This window comes from Actinopolymorpha singaporensis, from assembly GCF_900104745.1.
In the GTDB taxonomy this organism is placed as follows: Bacteria; Actinomycetota; Actinomycetes; order Propionibacteriales; family Actinopolymorphaceae; genus Actinopolymorpha; species Actinopolymorpha singaporensis.
In genome coordinates this window covers 3,211,154-3,228,718 of record NZ_LT629732.1, presented here as the reverse complement: position 1 = coordinate 3,228,718, position 17,565 = coordinate 3,211,154, and the positions used below count along the sequence as shown (strand labels likewise).

At 71.3% G+C, this 17,565-nt stretch carries 15 protein-coding genes; 7 read left to right on the top strand and 8 right to left on the bottom strand.

Annotated features, from left to right (window positions below):
- Positions 1-55: 55 nt before the first annotated feature.
- The 3 genes from BLU27_RS14680 to BLU27_RS14670 all read left to right on the top strand — a co-directional run bounded on the left by BLU27_RS14680 (position 56) and on the right by BLU27_RS14670 (position 3,177).
- Positions 56-499 carry a hypothetical protein gene (locus BLU27_RS14680; protein WP_092654201.1) on the top strand — a complete coding sequence of 148 codons (444 nt, stop codon included), beginning with the start codon at positions 56-58 and terminating at the stop codon, positions 497-499.
- On the top strand, positions 492-2,405 hold the full coding sequence (locus BLU27_RS14675; RefSeq protein WP_092654199.1) for a PAS domain S-box protein: 1,914 nt from the start codon (positions 492-494) through the stop codon (positions 2,403-2,405). The genes BLU27_RS14680 and BLU27_RS14675 overlap by 8 nt, the downstream gene beginning before the upstream one ends.
- Positions 2,406-2,472: 67 nt before the next feature.
- Complete coding sequence (locus BLU27_RS14670) at positions 2,473-3,177, top strand: response regulator (RefSeq protein ID WP_092654197.1); 705 nt, start codon at positions 2,473-2,475, stop codon at positions 3,175-3,177.
- Between the two features lie 80 nt (positions 3,178-3,257).
- On the opposite strand, the gene BLU27_RS14665 is transcribed toward BLU27_RS14670, so the two are convergent.
- From BLU27_RS14665 to BLU27_RS14645, 5 genes are all read right to left on the bottom strand, one after another.
- Positions 3,258-3,752 carry a DUF6912 family protein gene (locus tag BLU27_RS14665; RefSeq protein WP_092654195.1) on the bottom strand — a complete coding sequence of 165 codons (495 nt, stop codon included), beginning with the start codon at positions 3,750-3,752 and terminating at the stop codon, positions 3,258-3,260.
- 90 nt (positions 3,753-3,842) lie between these two features.
- Positions 3,843-4,877: a patatin-like phospholipase family protein gene (locus tag BLU27_RS14660; RefSeq protein ID WP_157728536.1), complete on the bottom strand. Its 1,035-nt coding sequence runs from the start codon at positions 4,875-4,877 to the stop codon at positions 3,843-3,845.
- Between the two features lie 42 nt (positions 4,878-4,919).
- Entirely contained in the window at positions 4,920-6,362 is a 1,443-nt protein-coding gene (locus tag BLU27_RS14655) for a WS/DGAT/MGAT family O-acyltransferase (protein WP_092654191.1), read from the bottom strand.
- A gap of 164 nt (positions 6,363-6,526) precedes the next feature.
- Positions 6,527-7,831 carry a CpaE/TadZ family protein gene (locus tag BLU27_RS14650; RefSeq protein ID WP_092654189.1) on the bottom strand — a complete coding sequence of 435 codons (1,305 nt, stop codon included), beginning with the start codon at positions 7,829-7,831 and terminating at the stop codon, positions 6,527-6,529.
- Positions 7,832-7,835: 4 nt separating this feature from the next.
- Positions 7,836-8,507: a hypothetical protein gene (locus tag BLU27_RS14645; RefSeq protein ID WP_157728535.1), complete on the bottom strand. Its 672-nt coding sequence runs from the start codon at positions 8,505-8,507 to the stop codon at positions 7,836-7,838.
- Positions 8,508-8,892: 385 nt separating this feature from the next.
- On the opposite strand from BLU27_RS14645, the gene BLU27_RS14640 reads away from it, so the two are divergent.
- Positions 8,893-9,126, top strand: coding sequence for a helix-turn-helix domain-containing protein (locus BLU27_RS14640; protein WP_241827428.1), 234 nt, complete (start codon positions 8,893-8,895; stop codon positions 9,124-9,126).
- Between the two features lie 77 nt (positions 9,127-9,203).
- Here the strand turns inward: BLU27_RS14640 and BLU27_RS14635 are convergent, their stop codons facing one another.
- Positions 9,204-9,758 (bottom strand): hypothetical protein, encoded by a 555-nt coding sequence (locus BLU27_RS14635; RefSeq protein WP_092654183.1) that lies wholly within the window; start codon positions 9,756-9,758, stop codon positions 9,204-9,206.
- Between the two features lie 388 nt (positions 9,759-10,146).
- Here BLU27_RS14635 and BLU27_RS14630 point away from each other — a divergent pair, with 388 nt between their 5' ends.
- Positions 10,147-10,962, top strand: a complete 816-nt coding sequence (locus BLU27_RS14630) for a LysM peptidoglycan-binding domain-containing protein (protein WP_092654181.1) — start codon at positions 10,147-10,149, stop codon at positions 10,960-10,962.
- A gap of 48 nt (positions 10,963-11,010) precedes the next feature.
- Positions 11,011-11,619 carry an Rv3235 family protein gene (locus BLU27_RS14625; RefSeq protein ID WP_092654179.1) on the top strand — a complete coding sequence of 203 codons (609 nt, stop codon included), beginning with the start codon at positions 11,011-11,013 and terminating at the stop codon, positions 11,617-11,619.
- Between the two features lie 256 nt (positions 11,620-11,875).
- Here BLU27_RS14625 and secA read toward each other — a convergent pair whose 3' ends face one another.
- Positions 11,876-14,704 (bottom strand): preprotein translocase subunit SecA, encoded by a 2,829-nt coding sequence (gene secA, locus BLU27_RS14620; protein ID WP_092654177.1) that lies wholly within the window; start codon positions 14,702-14,704, stop codon positions 11,876-11,878.
- 230 nt (positions 14,705-14,934) lie between these two features.
- Between secA and BLU27_RS14615 the strand changes: the two genes are divergently transcribed.
- A complete protein-coding gene (locus tag BLU27_RS14615; protein WP_092654175.1) occupies positions 14,935-16,056 on the top strand; it encodes a GNAT family N-acetyltransferase in 1,122 nt (373 codons plus the stop codon).
- A 262-nt stretch (positions 16,057-16,318) separates the two neighbouring features.
- Here BLU27_RS14615 and BLU27_RS14610 read toward each other — a convergent pair whose 3' ends face one another.
- Complete coding sequence (locus BLU27_RS14610; RefSeq protein ID WP_092654173.1) at positions 16,319-17,521, bottom strand: winged helix-turn-helix domain-containing protein; 1,203 nt, start codon at positions 17,519-17,521, stop codon at positions 16,319-16,321.
- Positions 17,522-17,565 lie beyond the last annotated feature (44 nt).

The window sequence follows — 17,565 nt, the reverse complement described above, 5'->3', positions numbered from 1 at the left end:
GCCGGGCAGGTACCTGGATCCGAGCAGGAACCGGGCATGAGGGAGGTGCGTCGGCATGACCGACGTCTTCGGGCCCAACACACGCGGGGTACTCCATCTGATCTCGCACCTCAACCGCGTCACCGGTGCGCAGATCGACGAGGTGGTGGCCGCCTGGCGGCGGCAGTCCCGGTCCGAGCGGGCGCTGGCATGGGCCTCGCTCGGGCACGGGACGACCCCGGCAGAACGCCGGGCGATCCTGGACGCCGCGGTCCAGGCCCGCCGGGACGCGATGGCGGCGGCCCAGCGCCATCAGCGCACCGAGTGGGCGTTCTGGGCCGCCGCGTGGGACGCCGCCGCCGCGGTCGCGGCGGGTGACCGGATGGAGGAGGAGAACTTCCGCGTCCTGGTCGAACCCCTGGCCGCCACGCTGCCGTGGCTGCGCGACCGGACACCCACCCGGCTGAGCCGGGACGGCCTGCAGGCCACGATCGCCTCCCTCGGGGGCCGCGATGCCTGAACAGTCCGTCCGGGTCGTCATCGCCGACGACGACCGCGCACTGCGCGACGCGCTGGCCGATCTGATCGCGATGCAGCCCAACCTGGAGTTGGTGGGGCAGGCGGTCAGCCATCCCGACGCCGTACGCCTCGCCCTGCGGGACCGGCCGCGGGTCGTGGTGCTCGACGTCCGGATGCCCGGCGGCACCGCACAGGCCAGCGTGCGCTCGATCCTGGACGGAAGCCCGACCACGGCGGTGCTGGTGCTGTCGGCGTACGAGGATCCCGGCAGCGCGGTGGACGTGCTGGCCGCCGGCGCCAGCGGCTACCTCGTCAAGGGCATCCCCGACGAGGAGATCCTGGAGGCCATCACCCGGTCCGCCCGCGGCCAGCTGAGCATCTCCGTCCCACTGGCACGCGAGTGCATCCAGGTGCTGCGCCGCAACCTGGAGAACGAACGCCGTACCGGCGCGGCGACCCTGCAGAACGCCAACACTCTCCGCCAGCTCCTGGACAGGGTGGGTGCGGCAGCGGTCCTGGTCGGCCCGGACGGCACCATCGAAACGGTCAACGCACGCGTCCAGGAACTCTTCGGCTACCGCCGGATGGAGGTGATCGGCGAGCCGATCACCAAGCTCGTCCCGGCGTCGGGGTACGGCGAGCCGGCCGACGAGGTGATCCACCGGTTGCTCGGCCGCGGCGGGGGCGAGGAGCAGGCGGAGGTGCACTTCACCGCGTCCGGGCGCCGCAAGGACGGCAACACCTTCCGGGTGGAGGTGTCGGCCAGCCCGATGGCGCACGGACATCGCGGCGTCGCGGTGTTCCTGCGCGACATCACCGACCTCAGCCTGGCCGAGGCGCAGTACCAGCAGCTGTTCGAGTCCTCACCGGACGCCACCCTGATCGTGGACAGCTCCGGAGTGATCCGGCTGGTGAGCGCGGCGGCGGAGCAGATGTTCGGCTTCGCCCGCGAGGACCTGGTGAACCAGTCGGTGGACGTGCTCCTCCCCGACCACCCGGTGACGATCTACCGGCGGGAGACCGACGAGACCCCGCACCGGGCCGGTGAGCCGACGGCGCCGGAGGGCATGGAGCTGACCGGCCGCCGGCGGGACGGCACCGACTTCCCTGCCGACGTCAGCTTCGCCTGGATCCGTACCGAGGACGGCCCTCGGGTGATCCTCTCCGTACGGGACATGACCGAGTCGGCCGGCTCGCGCGCGGTCCTCGAACGCAGCGTGGAGGCCCTCCGCGCGGCCGGGCAGGAACACCGGCACGTCCTGGTCGACCTGGTGGGCGCGCAGGAACGCGAACGGCTGCGGATCGCCGCCGGCATCCACGACGACAGCCTGCAGGTGATCACCGCGGCGGCCCTGCGCCTGCAGCAGCTTCGGCGCCGGCTGCGCGACCCGGAGGACCTGCGGGTGCTGGCCAAGCTGGAGGAGACCATCCGGCTGGCCGCGGACCGGCTCCGCCGCATGATCTTCGACTTCCGCCCGCCCGCCCTCGAACAGGAGGGCCTGATGGCGGCCATGAACGTCTACCTCGAGCAGTTGCATGCCGAGACCAGCCTGCGGTGCGTACTGGAGAGCCGGATGGAGGTGGAGCCGCCGCAGGAGACCCGGGTGCTGATCTACCGGATCGCCCAGGAGGCGTTGATGAACGTCCGCGTGCACGCCGAGGCGACCGAGCTGCGGGTCCGGCTGTCCGACGTCGAGGACGGAGTGCTCGTGGAGATCATCGACAACGGCGTGGGCTACAACCCACTCGAAACCGAGGCCAAACCGGGGCATCTGGGACTGACGCTGATGCGCGACCGCGCCGAGATCGCCGGTGGGTGGTGCCGGGTGGAGAGCGCGCCCGGGGCCGGGACTACCGTGGAGTTCTGGGTCCCGCGGGAAGCGGGAATGACCGGAGGCGACCAGTGACCGCGAAGCCCGCGACAAGGCGTGCCCAGGAGGGCACCCACGAGCGTGAACAGCCCGGGGACGGCCGGTGACCACCGAGCCGAACTCCGGGCCCGTTCAGGTCCTCATCGTCGAAGACCACCAGGTCGTGGCGGAGGGCCTTTGCGCGTTGCTCGACGACCACCCCGGCCTGCACGTACAGGGCTGGGCACCGACGGTCGCCGACGCCACCCGCTCGGCCGAGCAGGAGCGCGTCGACGTCGCCGTCCTCGACTTCTGGCTACCCGACGGCAGCGGCGTGGACGCCGCCGCAGGGATCCGTCGGCACCGCCCCGAGGCAGCCGTGGTCTTCGTCAGCGCCGACGACAGCGACCAGGCGATGATCGCCGCGATCGAGGCCGGGGCGTCCGGCTACCTCATCAAGACCGCGAGCGGTGAGGAGATCGTGGACGCGATCCTGCGTGCGGCGGCCGGGGAGATGCTCATTCCCGCGTCGAGGCTGCACGAGCTCCTCACCCGCAGCCGGGAGGCCACCCGCGAACGCAGTGACCGGGCGCAGGCGCTGGCCAGCCTCACCACCCGCGAACGCGAGATCCTCGCCATGATGTCCAAGGGCCTGGACAACCGCGAGATCTCCGCCCGGCTCAACATCGCCTACCCCACGGTGCGCAGCCACGTGCGGAAGGTCCTGGAGAAGCTCGGCGCCCGGTCGAAGCTGGAGGCGGTGGTGAAGGCCGCCGCGGCCGAGGAGCCCGAGGGCTCGCACGTCGAGGACGAGTCGCCCGCCGGCTGACGTACCCGGTGCAGTACGGACGTCGCGGCGCGCACGTACCGGCGTACGGCGGGGTCAACTGGCGCCGAGGTTTCCTGACGTCACTCCCGCAACAGGTCGGCGATCTCCTGCCGGGCGTACCACAACAGCTCGCGGCCCTCGGCCTCGTCCACCGCGAACCCGGCGTCCTCGTCACCGGCGTCGGCCTTGGCGACCGCCTCCGCCGCCGCGGCCACGACCTCCGCGGCCTCCACCTCGTCGACGTGCACGGCGGCCACCTTGTCCATCGGAATCGGTGCCTGCACCACGACCGCCGCGCGGCCGGCGGCCCGGTCGGGAAGCACCAGCCCGTCCGCCGCGTCGGCGGCCACCACCACCCGGCGACGCGGCGTGTCCGGGTCGCGGTACAGGCGGCGCAGCGACTCCCGGGCGGCCTCCATCGTCGCGGCGTACTCGAGCTCCTCCAGGTCGCCTTCGGCGTACCACTCCCGAAGCTCGGGGGTGACCGCCGCGGCGGCCAGTGGCGGCGGGCCGAAACCGCCCTGGGCGACGGCGCCCGCCAACTCGGTGAGCGTCACTCCGAGATACACCCGCATGCGCTGCGTCCTTCCTGTGCGCCGTCCGCCCGGGCCGCCTGTCCGGTTTTCCCGGCTGCCACTCCGGGCTGTCCGGACGAACGTAGCGGTTCAGGACCGGTCGCGGCGCTTGGCCTCCGACGCGTCGGCGTGGCGCTGCAGATCCCGGTGCTTGCGGACGGGCCGGCCGTTGGCTCGGCTGGTCCGCCGGCGGCGCATGCCCTGCACCGCGACCCGGCTGGTGCGCATCGAGGTCTCGAGCACGTCCAGGCGGCGGTGCTCGTCCATCGGGTTGGTGCCCAGCTTGGTGAGGTCCTCCGCGGACGGCGCGATCACCGTGACCTTGGTGCCGTCGGCGCGGAGCGCCTCGACCTCGCGGTTGAGCTGCCGGGTGAGCGAACGCCGCCAGTGCTGCAGCATCCACATCGACGGACCCATCGACTCGGGGGACGCCATCCAGGCCAGCGGCGCGAGGACGAACACCTCGTCGAGCCGGTGTCCCGCGGCAAGGTCGACCGAGGCGATGGAGGACGTGCCGCCGTCGACGTACACCCGGCCGCCGATCTCCACGGGGGCGAACCACCCGGGGATCGCACAGGAAGCGGCCACCGCCTCCGAGGGGGTGGTGGCGAATTCGGAGTCGACGCCCAGGGCGACCCGGGCGCCGGCGTGGTAGTCCATGGCGACCACCTTCAGCTCGGGCTTCCGGGGCCACTCGGGGACGATTCCCCCGACCAGCCGGAGGAGTTCCTCCACCGAGCCCCGGCCGCGCGGTACCAGGCCGGCCAGGACCACAGGTGCGCTGAGCAGCCGGCGGTCGCGGACCACCGAGGCGAGCAGCCTGGCCGAACCGACCCCGGGCCAGGGCGTGGGCGGGCGGCCGCCGAACGCGTAGTCGAAGTCGACGTCGTTCAGCAGGCTCCCGTCGAGCACCTCACCGCGCTGGTGCGCCCGCTGCTCCTCCGGGGTCACGCCGGCGGCCAGCAGGGCCGCGACCACGGAACCGGCGGACGTGCCGAGCAGGAAGTCGACCTTCGTCGCCCTGATCCCGGTCTCTTCCTCCAGCGCACAGAGTGCGCCGATCGTCCAGGCCGCGCCGAGGACGCCGCCGGCCCCGAGAACCAGGCCCCGTCGTGGGCCACTCATGGCGACCTCCTCACCTTGGCTCTGCGTCCTCATCTTTATCTTTCAGTGTGCCTTTCCCCGCCGACGCTCGGGCCGACTTGGTCGGGGCTCAACCGGGTCAACGGTCTCAACCAACTCGGCCAGGGCATCGGGGATGCACTGCGCGAGCACGTCGAGATCGGACATCGCGTCCCGGTCGGCGTTCAGGCCGAAGCACACAATGCCGTTGTACGAGGTCAGGCCGATGGCCAGCGCCTGCCCCTTGGCAAGCGGAACGACCGGATACGTCCCGGTCATCGGCGTCCCCGCGACGTACAGCGGACTCTGTGGACCGGGGACGTTCGTGACCACCAGGTTGAAAATACGCCGGGACAGCGAACTCGCCACCCGGGCGCCCATGGCGTGCAGCGTCGGCGGCGCAAAGCCCGCCATGCCTGCCAGCGCCCGGGCCCGCACGGCCCGTCCGGTCTCCTGGTGCGCCTTCATGGCGTACGACACCTGGTGCAACCGCATGGCCGGACTGCCCTCGCCGACCGGAAGGTCCACGATGTACTCGGCCACCCTGCTCTGCCCCTCGCCGGTGAGCACGCTCATCGGCACCAGGGCACGCACCGACGTGGCTGGCGGCACCCGCACCCCTCGGGTGAACAGCCACGACCGCAGTGCACCGGCGATGGTGGCGAGGACCACGTCGTTGACGTCGCCGCCGAGCCGGGAGCGTACGGCGCGGTAGTCGTCCAGCGAGGTGTCCACGGTGGTGAACCGCCGCTGGGAGCTGATCGGCACGTTGAGCGGGCTGCCCGGCGCCGGCCACGCGGCGGTGCTGAGGGCAGTGACCAGGCTGCCCGCGGCGCTGCCGAGCCCGCGCACCAGCCGCCCGCCGGTGAACGGCAGTTCGGCGACGGTGTGCCGGGCGGTCTCCAGCAGGTCGCTCGGCCGGGAGACCGCGGAGGCCACCGCACCGGCGAGGAGTTCCAGGGACGTCGGCTCCGGGCTCGGGACCCAGTTGTCGGCCGGCGCCTCCGGCGCCTGCGGATGCGGGTCCAGGACCACCTGGCCGATGTCGACGGCACTGATCCCGTCGATGACCGCCTGGTGGGTCTTGGACACCAGCGCGAACCTGCCGTGCTCCAGGCCCTCGACGAGGTACATCTCCCACAGCGGGCGCTCGCGGTCCAGCGGCCGGCTCATCAGCCGGGCGACCAGCTCGTGCAGCCGGTCCGGCGTACCCGGCCGGGGCACGGCGGACCGGCGGACGTGGTAGGTGAGGTCGAAGTCCTCGTCGTCCACCCACACCGGGTTGGCGAGGTTGCCGGGAACCCGACGGATCCGCTGCCGGTAACGGGGTACGTAGGCGAGGCGTTCGCGGACGAGCGAGAGCAGGGTGTCGTACCCGAACCCGTCCTCGGGTGTGTCGAACACGCTGACACTGCCCACGTGCATCGGCGTGGTCGGTTCCTCGAGGTAGAGGAACGACAGGTCGAGCGCGCTCAGCCGGTCAGGCATCGGCGTACCTCCCGATTCGTCAAGCCCCTCATCGTGACACGCCGGCCGACCCGATCGGGGGCCGGACGCCGCGGCACGCGGCGACGACACCGGGAACTCCGCCCCGCAACGCTGCCGGGGTTCTGTCCCGGGGGCTCACGCACCGGGCCCGGCCAGGACGAGCCCTACCGCCTACGTGCCCGCCGGCGCTGCTTGGGCATCGTGATTCCCATCAGGTCCGCGGCCAGCGCGCGCAGCGGAGCGCGGGCGGGCGACTTGGCGGCTACCTCCGACAGGGTGCGGCCCTGGGCCAGTGCGGTGTCGAAGGAGACCCGGTCGTACGGAACGCACACCACCGAGTCGACGCCGACGTAGCGCCGCAGCGCGTCCCGGATCTGGCTCTCCGCGTCACCGCCCACCGGCCCCTTGCGTACGCCGTTGACGACCACCCGGATCACCGCGCCCGGTACGACCTCCCGCAGCTCCTCGATCCCCCGGATCAGTCGCTGCAGTCCGATCGGGTCGGCGGCGCCGACGGCGACCACGGTGTCGCTGAGCTCCAGAGTGGTGAGAGTCGCGCCGTTTCGGCGGGGAGCCGCGGTGTCGAAGGAGATCTCCTCGTCCTGTTCGAGGCTGAACCCGCAGTCGACCACGATGGCCGCGGCGAGCTGGCGGGACAGGTCCCAGACCTGCTCCAGTGCGCTGGCCCGAAGCTCCGGCCACCGGTCGGCACGTTGGATGCCGGTCAGCACCCGCAGCCTGGGCAGCACCTCCCGGGCGTGCCGGGCGAGCGCGGGCAGGTCGAGGGTGCCGTTGTTGGCGGACCGGCACGCGGCAGCGAGGCCGGGTGCCTCGTCGAGCAGGCCGAGGGTCTGGGCCACCACGCCGCCGTAGACGTCGGCGTCGGCGAGCAGGGTGGGTACGCCGAACAGCGAGAGCTCGGTGGCGAGAGTGACCGCCACGGAGGTCCGGCCCGGCGCGCCGGTGGGGCCCCAGACCGCCAGCAGCTGGCCCGTGCCCGTACCGGTTTCGTACGCCGGCACCTCCTCCGCCGGAGGCAGCGTCGGCATCGACCGGTGCGGGTCCGACATCGCGAACTCCGCCACCGGCACCGGCCCCGCGGTCTGCGCGACCTCCACCGCCTCGGCCACCGCTCCGGCGAGCACGTCGGCCGGTGCGTCCGCCGGAACGACCCGGCTGATGCCGAGCCGGCGCAACCGGTCCTCCCCCGCCAGGTCGCCCGGGGTCACCACGCCCACCACCGCGACCCCTCCGGCCATCAGCCGGGCCACCGCGTCGCGGTCGAGTCGGCGCAGGTCGGCCGACAACAGCACGGCGCGGGCCTGCCCGGACTGGGCGGTGGCGAGCACGTCGGGCAGGTCGACGCAGCGCCGGACGACGTCCAGCCCCAGGGAACTGCGTTCCAGCGCCGAGACGAGATCGGACTCCCACTGTGCGCCGGTGACGGCGGTGAGGACGGGAAGGCTCACGGTGTCACCTCTTCGGTGCGACGTGCTTGACGATGACGGCCCTGCCGCCGGAGACGTCGCCGACGAGCTGGTCGAGGGAGAACCCCTTGCTCATCTGGTCGAGCGCCACCCGCACGGTCGCACTGGTGTCGCCGCCACCGCCGAAGCCGCCGCCGGTGGGCAGGTCGACGACGATGACGTTGCTGGCGGCGAGGATGCCCCTGTCCGGTCGGAACTTGTCGTCGTTGGCCCGCACGACGTAGATGTCGACGCGGTCGCCCTTGTGGATCGACTTGGGCAGGCCGGCCGCGGTCACGGGGATCGGTGTGTCGAGCAGCTGGTCGTCGGCCTGGTCGGTCCAGGCGTCCCGGGGAAGGAACTCACCGGGCCCGACCTCGCGGACCATCCGGGCACCCTCCGGGATCTGCGCGGTCGCCGAGACGTAGCGGTCGGCGTCCTTCTGGCTGGTGAAGCGCACCTTCCGGGCCACCAGCTGGCTCTGGGTGAGCGTGGCCGTCGGCGCGAGCGTCACGTCGTCCTTCACCGCCCAGATCTCGGCGGTCTTGTCCGACTGCGAGATCACCCGTGCGCCGAGCGCCATGGACGCGAGGACCAGCAGGATGCCGAGAAACAGCTTGGGGTCGAGCCACCTGGGCCGCGACTGCCGAGTGGCCTTGGGCGACGGCGCATCCGACAAGGGTTCCTCCGGGTTCATGGGTGCCGCGACGTCAGGTGGACGCAGACGCTGGAACGGGTGCCGGCCGACGATCGGATCTGCCGATCGGATTGCCGACAGAACAGTACGACACCGATTGTCACGGAAGGACGGGCACACCTGCTCCCAAACCGGGCACGCCTGTGGACAACCCGGTCGGGCCCGGAGAACCGCGGGGTGGCCTGAACCGGGCAGAACACGGCGGAAACCGGCGGAAACCGGCGGAACCCGGCGCAGGCGTGATCAGTACGCCACGGAGTGGGGTATGGGACGTGGGAACGCTCCCATGGACCTGTGGACAACCGAACGCAACCGCAAGCAAACACGTGGCAGACTGACAAGGCACCAAGCCCGGAAGGAGAACGCGTTGCCTGGCACGACAAGGTTCCTGCAGCTGGCCGATGTTGCCGAAGTGCTCAACATCTCGTCAGCGCAGGCCTACGCGTTGGTGCGCAGCGGCGAGCTTCCGGCGATCAAGATCGGCGGCCGGGGCCAGTGGCGGGTCGAGGCGTCCGCCCTGGAGACCTACATCGAGCGGATGTACTCCGAGACCCGCGACTTCATCACCACTCACCCCTACGGCAAGGCCGACGAGTTGTAGGCCGGGCCAGTTCTCCGGGCAGTGCCCCACTCTCCGGGCCGCCTGTCAACCTGACCGGACGGTCGGCGTTCAGCTCCTCACGAACGACGAACGAACGCGACCCCACCGAACGGCACCGTGCGCACGCCTCTGACGTCGCGGGCACGGCGGATCTCGGCCGGGCCGTGCTCGGCCATCTCGAAGAAGTCCGCACCCACCCGGTCGATCGTTCCGGTGACCGTCGTGGAATCGCGTAACGCCACCGCCACCGACGACCGGTCGCGCGCCACACCGCGCAGTGCGTGGCCGAGCGTCAGCCGCGCCGCGACCTTCCCCTCACTTCCCGGTGCGGCGGTGAGGTTGCCGAGTCCGGTGATGCCCGTGATGGAGTCCAGCGGCAACAGCACCTCGAAGCGGAAGTCCTCGGCGACCAGCAGCCAGTCCGCGCCCACCCCGGAGACGTGCCCGGTGACCTTGCCGCCGCCGAGGGTGAAGACCGTCACGGGGTGACCGAACGCGGGCCGTAGCCGGTCGACCAGGCGGAACAACGCGACCTCTCGTCGGGTCCGGTCGGCAACCTCCGACGCGAGTTCGGCCGCCTCCAGCTCCGCCATCTGGGAGTCGAGGTCGGCGAAGAGGCTTTCCCAGCGCACGCGCCCACCGTACTTCCTCACCCACGGGTGGTGATCACGACCCGACGGGGTGCCTCGCCCGCCCTCCTACGACGTTCAAGCAGATGTCAGCACAAGCAAACACAAGCAAACGATGCTAAACACGTATCAGTGCAGTGGAGCCGAGGCAGGTGCAGGCCGCAGAAGGAGGTCCGGATACACCAGTCCGGGAGATTTTCCGATCTGTCCACTGGCCGACCTGACCCAACGTCCAGCCGCGCCGGCGATCGAAAGCGCAGGTCAGAGCTCTTTTGAGCGTCCATGGCCGCTCCGCGGCGGCCACTCCGTCGCCGGCAAGTGTGTTGACAGCTCAGCGAACGGCAGAGTATGAAGGCAAACGCAAGCAAACGAATGCTTCGGAGGCCAAGTCATGCGGATCGTCCGCCGGGTCGTCTCGCCCATCGGCGTGCTGCTCGCCTTCCTCGCCGGCGCCTGGGCCCTTCGCTGGCTCACCGCCGGCAGTCTGACGGCGGTGCGAGACGGTGCCCTGACCTTCGACGCGCTCCTGGTCTTCGTCGTGGCGGTGCTCGCCTGGGCCTGCTTCGCCTGGCTGGCACTCGGCACCGTGCTGATGGCGCTGTCCGCACTGCCCGGAGCCATCGGCGCCGCCTGCGGCTCACTGGCCGAACGCGTCACTCCGGCCTTCTACCGGCGGGCGGCCCGGGTCGCGCTCGGCCTGTCCGTGGCCGCCGGGCCCGTGCTCGGGTCGCTGCCCGCCAACGCCGCCACGGTCGACCAGCCCACCCAGGCCGCCGCGGCCGCGCAGATGCTGCCCGGTCTCGACCGCCCCGGCACCATCGACAGCCAGCTTCCCGGCGGCATCCAGTTGCCCGACCTCGACCGCCCCGGCGGCACGGACATCCGCGACTCCCAGCTCCCCATGCCCGACCGGCCCACCTCCGGCCGGATCGGTTTCGACCGGGCCGGCCTGCCCAATCCGGACCGGCCGGCGAGCGCCGACCCGATCACCCGGGCACCGGTGCGCGGCGCCGACTCCCAGCAGCAGATCGTCGTCAAGCGCGGGGACAACCTCTGGAACATCGCCAAGCAGCACCTGCCCGAAAACGCCAGCAACGCAGAGATCAACCGCGAGTGGCACCGGTGGTACGACGCCAACCGGCAGGTCATCGGGGACAACCCCGACCTGATCCAGCCCGGTCAGATCCTCACCCCACCTCAGTCCTGACCGCGGCCGACGACCACCACACCGCTCACATCGATCGGGGGACCCACGATGATCGCAACCCAGCAGCCGCTGCCGGTCGCGAGGGAGACCATCCGGCCGTTGCCCCGCCGGATACCGACTCCCTCCACCGAGCCCGCCTACGACGACGAGCGCCCAGCCGACCGGGGCGGCCGGACGCTGACCCGTGGGGCCCTCGCGCTGGACCTGGCCGTCGCCGACCGGGCGGCTGCCGCGACGCGTCACCTCAGTGTCGTCGGAGGCCGCAACGCCCTCCGCGACCGCGACGACCCGTTCTTCGCTCCCCAGCAGACCCCGCGGGTGGCGCTGCCCGATCCCCGATCGTGGTCGGGACGGTTCGTCCAGGCGCTGGTGGAGGTTCTGGCCGGTGACCGGCCGGCCGCCCAGCTGCTGCGGTGGACCGACCACCGGGTCTACAACGACGTCCTCAACCGCGTGCGGGCGCTGGGGCCGTCCGGTTCGGCCCAACGCGGCGACCGCGGCCGGGCGATGGTCCGTTCGGTGCACGTCTGCGAACCCCGGGACGGAGTCGCCGAGGTGGCGGTGCACGTCAACCACGGCGGACGGTCGCGTGCGGTGGCCGTTCGGCTGGAGGGGCTCGACGGGCGCTGGCGGTGCACCGCACTCCAGCTGGGCTGACCCACCGGAGCACCACCCCATGAGCCCGCCGGCTCCGATGCGCGGGGGAACCAACCAAAGGCATCGGGGCCGGCGGTTCCACGTCCGCACAGGGCCGGGTCCGCGCACCGGGTCGTCTCAGCCACTCGACCGCCAAACGCCGCGTACCCGCACTCCGGACGGGAGTGCGTGGGTACGCGGCGTCGGTCAGCGCGCGGACCTGCGGGTCAGGGTCAGCTCAGCAGATCAGCTCAGCCGTTCAGCTCAGCCGTTCAGCTCAGCCGTTCATCCGGGCGCGGGCCTTCGGGTCGCCGTGGCAGCGCTTGTACTTTCGGCCGGACCCGCAGGGGCACATCGCGTTGCGCGGCGTACCCGCGTAGTTGAGGTCGGCGCCGGAGCCGTTGCCGGCCGCGCCGTTGCCGGCAACCTTCCCGCCCGACTCGCTGCGCAACTCCACGCCGCCCTCGCCGTCCACCGTCGGTGCGGTGTAGTTGAGCCGGGTCGGCCGCTGCGGTGCGGACAGGCCGCGGGCCACCACGTGCGGGTGCTCCTCGACCTCCGCGGCCGCCGCCTCCTCCGTGGCGGCTTCCTCGGCAGTGGGGGCGGTGGGCTCGGCGACCTGCACCTCGAGGTTGAACAGGTAGCCGACGGACTCCTCCTTGATGGCGTCCATCATGGCCATGAAAAGGTCGTAGCCCTCGCGTTGGTACTCCACCAGCGGGTCGCGCTGGGCCATCGCCCGCAGCCCGATGCCCTCGCGGAGGTAGTCCATCTCGTAGAGGTGCTCACGCCACTTGCGGTCCAGGACCGAGAGGATGACCCGGCGTTCGAGCTCGCGCAGCACCTCGGCGCCGAGCTCGCTCTCCCGGCGGGCGTAGGCCTCGTGGATGTCCTCGCGCAGCCGCTCGATCAGGAACTCGCGGGTGACTCCACCGCGACCGCCGCAGTCCTCCTCGATGTCGGCCACGCTGACCCCGACCGGGTAGATCTGCTTCAGGTCGGTCCACAGCTGGTCGAGGTCCCAGTCCTCGGCGTACCCCTCGGTGGCGCCGGTGACGTAGGACTCGACCGTGTCGTCGAGCATCGGGCCCACCTGGTCGTGGACGTCCTCGCCCTCGAGCACCCGCCGGCGCTCGTCATAGATCACGTGCCGCTGGCGGTTGAGCACGTCGTCGTACTTCAGGACGTCCTTGCGGATCTCGAAGTTCATCGACTCGACCTGCGCCTGGGCGGAGGCGATCGCGCCGGTGACCCGCTTGTTCTCGATCGGCATGTCGTCGGGGATCTTCAGGCTGGTGAGAACCCAGTCGACCCAGTCCGACTTGAACCGCCGCATCAGCTCGTCCTCGAGCGAGAGGTAGAAGCGGCTCTCCCCCGGGTCGCCCTGACGGCCGGACCGGCCGCGCAGCTGGTTGTCGATACGGCGGGACTCGTGCCGCTCGGTGCCGAGGACGTACAGTCCGCCGACCTTGGTCACCTCGTCGTGCTCGGCCTGCACCAGCTTGCGGTGCCGCTCCAGGGTCGGGCCCCACGCCTTCTCGTACTGCTCGGCGTGCTCCACCGGGTCGATGTCGAGGTCGCGCAACTCGGCGTCGGCCAGGAACTCCGCGTTGCCGCCGAGCATGATGTCGGTGCCGCGGCCGGCCATGTTGGTGGCGACGGTGACCGCGCCCTTGCGCCCCGCCTGGGCCACGATCGCCGCCTCCCGGGCGTGGTGCTTCGCGTTCAGCACCTCGTGCGGGACGCCCCGCCGCTTCAGCAGCGACGACAACAGCTCCGACTGCTCGACGCTGGTGGTGCCGACGAGGACCGGCTGCCCCTTGGCGTGGCGTTCGGTGATGTCGTCCACGACCGCGGTGAACTTCGCCTCCTGTGTGCGGTAGACGAGGTCGCCCTGGTCGGCCCGGATCATCGGCTTGTTGGTCGGGATGGGCACGACGCCCAGGTTGTAGATCTTGTTGAACTCCGACGCCTCCGTCATGGCGGTACCCGTCATGCCGGAGAGCTTGTCGTAGAGGCGGAAGAAGTTCTGCAGCGTGATCGTGGCGAGAGTTTGGTTCTCATCCTTGATCGGCGCGCCCTCCTTGGCCTCGATCGCCTGGTGCAGGCCCTCGTTGTATCGGCGGCCGTGCAGCATACGGCCGGTGTGCTCGTCGACGATCAGCACCTCGCCGTCGACGACGACGTAGTCCTTGTCCCGGGTGAAGAGTTCCTTCGCACGGATCGCGTTGTTGAGGAACTGCACCAGCGGGGTGTTGGCCGCCTCGTAGAGGTTGTCGATGCCGAGGTAGTCCTCGACCTTGTCGATGCCGGGCTCCAGCACGCCGACCGTGCGCTTCTTGATGTCGACCTCGTAGTCGACGTCGACCCGCATCCGGTTGACCAGCCGGGCGAACTCCTCGTACCACTTCGAGCTCTGCTCGGCCGGGCCGGAGATGATCAGCGGCGTGCGAGCCTCGTCGATGAGGATGGAGTCGACCTCGTCCACGATCGCGAAGTGGTGGCCGCGCTGGACGCACTCGTCCAGGCTCCAGGCCATGTTGTCGCGCAGGTAGTCGAACCCGAACTCGTTGTTGGTGCCGTAGGTGATGTCGCAGGCGTAGGCCTCGCGGCGCTCGGCCGGGGTCATGTGCGTCAGGATCACGCCCACGGACAGTCCGAGGAAGTGGTGGATACGGCCCATCATCTCGCCCTGGTACTGGGCGAGGTAGTCGTTGACGGTGATGATGTGCACGCCCTTGCCGGGCAGCGCGTTGAGGTAGGCGGCCAGCGTGGAGACCAGCGTCTTGCCCTCGCCGGTCTTCATCTCGGCGATGTTGCCCAGGTGCAGCGCCGCGCCACCCATGATCTGCACGTCGAAGTGACGTTGCTTGATGGTGCGCTGCGCGGCCTCGCGTACGGCGGCGAACGCCTCCGGCAGGATGTCGTCGAGCGTTTCGCCGTCCGCGAGCCGGCTGCGGAACTCGTCGGTCATGCCGCGCAGCTCGGCGTCCGTCATCGAGTGGAAGTCCGCTTCGATGGAGTTGACCTGTTTTGCGATCGACTGCAGCTTCCGGAGGGTCTTCCCCTCACCGGCGCGCAGGATCTTGTCGAGCAGGGCAGGCACGGACTCTTGACTCCTCGTCGTTGCGGTGTCGACTACATTCCGTCAGAGGTTGTGTCACAAGTGTGCATCCAACACCCGCGACGCGCCTTCGGCCATCGTAGGCGACGCTCACGGCCACGGTAGGCGACGGCCACCGCCGCGCCGCACCCGCCCGCGATCGCGCCACACGGCATTTCCCCGACTTACCCCACTTTGCCCGCCCAGGCCTTCTTACACCAGGATCGTCAGCCATGGATCCCGTGCGTCTCCCCGCCGGCCCGGTCGTCCTCCGTCCGCACCGCGACGACGACATCGCCGGCGTCCTCGACCAGTGCACCGACCCCGAGACCCAGGCGTGGACCACCGTGCCCTCCCCCTACACGGCGGCACACGCCGCGCAGTACGTCCGCGACGCGGTGCCCGCCGGATGGCGGGAGGAGTCCTACCTCGCTCTCGCGGTGGCCGACGCGCGCTCCGACGACTTCCTGGGGACCGTCGACCTGCGCCTGGACGAGGCCGGCGGTGCGGAGGTGGGCTTCGGGTTGCGCCGGTCCGTGCGCGGCCGAGGGGTGATGACGACCGCCGTACGGGCAGTACTGGAGTGGGCGTTCGCGTCCGCCGGACTGGACCTCGACGTCGTTCACTGGCGGGCCCAGGTCGGCAACTGGCCGTCCCGCAAGGTCGCCTGGCGGTGCGGCTTCCGGGTCGAGGGGACGGTCCGCGGGCTGTGCGTGGCCCGGGGACGCAGGTACGACGGCTGGATCGGCTCGCTTCGCTCGGGCGACCCGCGGGAGCCGGGCACTCCGTGGTATCCCGTACCCACCCTGCGCGGCGAACGCTGCGTGCTGCGGCGTTTCCGGGACACCGACGTGCCCGCCGTCCTCACGGCGTGCTCGGACCCGGTGACCCAGCACTGGCTGGGCGCGCTCCCCCGCCCCTACACCGTGGCGGCGGCCCTCGGCTACATCCAGAGCCGGGAGGAGGAGCACGCGGGCGGGCGCGGCATCTACTGGGCGGCCGCCGACCCGGACACCGACGAGTGCGTGGGCTCGTTCGGGCTGATGGACATCGACCAGACCACCGGCAGCGGCGAGATCGGCTACTGGGTCCACCCCGACGCGCGGGGACGCGGAGTGGCCACCGAGGCGACCCGGCTGATCGTGCGCCACGCGGCCGTGCCTGCCGAGGACGGTGGACTCGGACTGCGGCTGGTGACGTTGCGCGCCGCCACCGGCAACACCGCCTCGCAACGGGTCGCCGAACGCGCGGGCTTTCGCCGGGCAGGAGTGTGGCGGGCAGCCGAACGACTTGGCGACGGCAGCTTCGACGACCTGGTGGGCTACGACCGGCTCACCGCCGAGGTGACTCCCTGAGTCAACCACCGAGCGACCCGAGGCCCCGGGCGGACCGAGGAGATGCGAGGGGCGGCCGTCACCCACGCCGGACGGCCGCCCCAAGTGATCCCGGTGGCCTTCGTCGCCGGCACCCCCTCGTGAGGTCGGCCACGCGACGTGGCCCCGCCGAGTGCGTGTCCGAGCATGCCACCACACCGACGCGTTGGGGAAGTCGGGGGGAAGATTCCGCGACTGAAAACGGCCGCCGCGGCGAACGCCCCTCGCGGCCTGCAACGGTCGGTCAGGCAAGCAGCGCCTTGCGCAGCGGTGTGGCCAGGTCGCCCTGCTCGTGTACGTCGACGTCCGAAAGCCCAAGCCACGCAGCCATCGCGATCAGCTCGGCGGCCAGCTCCGGCGCGGTGTCCGGCGGCGCGTGGTCCTCGGCGTGCGCGGAACGCACCCGCAGCACGCCGGCCGCCCGGTCTGCCTTGAGGTCGACCCGGGCCACCAACCGGTCACCGAGCAGGAACGGCAGGACGTAGTAGCCGTAGACGCGCTGCGGTGCCGGGACGTAGATCTCGATGCGGTAGCGGAAGCCGAACAACTGCTCGGTGCGGGTGCGTTCGAAGACCAGCGAGTCGAACGGGCCGACGAGAGCGCGGGCACGGACCCGGCGGGGCAGCCGCGCCTCCGCGTGGAGGTAGGCGGGGCGGTTCCAGCCCTCCACGCGGGCCGGCACCAGTTCGCCGGCGTCCACGAGCTGACCGACCGCGACCCCTGCCTCGGCCGCGGACAGCCGGAAGTAGTCGCGCAGGCACTGCAGGGTGGCGACGCCGTACGCACGGGCGGCGATCCGGACGAGTTCCCGGTGTGCCTCCTCCACCGACGGCGTCGGCGTTGCGATCACCGACGCCGGAAGGACCCGCTCTGGCAGGTCGTACACCCGCTCGAACGCGGAGTTGCGGCGCGCCGAGGTGATCTCGCCGCAGTAGAACAACCACTCCAGCGCCGTCTTGACCGCGCTCCAGTTCCAGCCCCAGTGGTCCTTGCGGCGGGGCACGTCGTGCTCGATCTCCCGCGCGGTGAGCGGGCCCCGGTCGCGGACCTCGGAGTGGACCCACTGCACGAAGTCGGGCTGCTCGTCGGCGATGCGCCGCACCGATCCCCAGGCCTGGGTGCTCGCGCGGTCCATCCGGAACCGCAGCGCGGGCTGGGTGGAGACCGGGACCAGCGACGCCACGTGCGCCCAGTACTCGAACAGCCGGCGCGGCGCCCGGCCGCTCGCCCGGTCGAGCAGGCTGGTGGGGTAGGCACCGAGGCGGCTCCACAGCGGGAGGTAGTGGGCCCTGCTCACGACGTTGACGGAGTCGATCTGGAGCAGGCCGACCCGGCCCAGTACGCGGTCGAGGGAGCGGGCGTCGGGAACGCCGCGGGGTCTGGGGTCGGCGAAGCCCTGGGCGGCCAGAGCCACCCGGCGGGCCTGGGCGACGGTGAGGTGTTCCACGGCAGCACATGCTGACACGCACCACCGACAACCGACCAGACCGA

Excerpts from the sequence above, each read along its gene's own strand:
- BLU27_RS14680 (WP_092654201.1), top strand. The coding sequence starts at position 56 with ATGACCGACGTCTTCGGGCCCAACACACGCGGGGTACTCCATCTGATC.
- BLU27_RS14675 (WP_092654199.1), top strand. The coding sequence starts at position 492 with ATGCCTGAACAGTCCGTCCGGGTCGTCATCGCCGACGACGACCGCGCA.
- BLU27_RS14665 (WP_092654195.1), bottom strand. The coding sequence starts at position 3,752 with ATGCGGGTGTATCTCGGAGTGACGCTCACCGAGTTGGCGGGCGCCGTC.
- BLU27_RS14660 (WP_157728536.1), bottom strand. The coding sequence starts at position 4,877 with ATGAGTGGCCCACGACGGGGCCTGGTTCTCGGGGCCGGCGGCGTCCTC.
- BLU27_RS14655 (WP_092654191.1), bottom strand. The coding sequence starts at position 6,362 with ATGCCTGACCGGCTGAGCGCGCTCGACCTGTCGTTCCTCTACCTCGAG.
- BLU27_RS14630 (WP_092654181.1), top strand. The coding sequence starts at position 10,147 with ATGCGGATCGTCCGCCGGGTCGTCTCGCCCATCGGCGTGCTGCTCGCC.
- BLU27_RS14625 (WP_092654179.1), top strand. The coding sequence starts at position 11,011 with ATGATCGCAACCCAGCAGCCGCTGCCGGTCGCGAGGGAGACCATCCGG.
- BLU27_RS14615 (WP_092654175.1), top strand. The coding sequence starts at position 14,935 with ATGGATCCCGTGCGTCTCCCCGCCGGCCCGGTCGTCCTCCGTCCGCAC.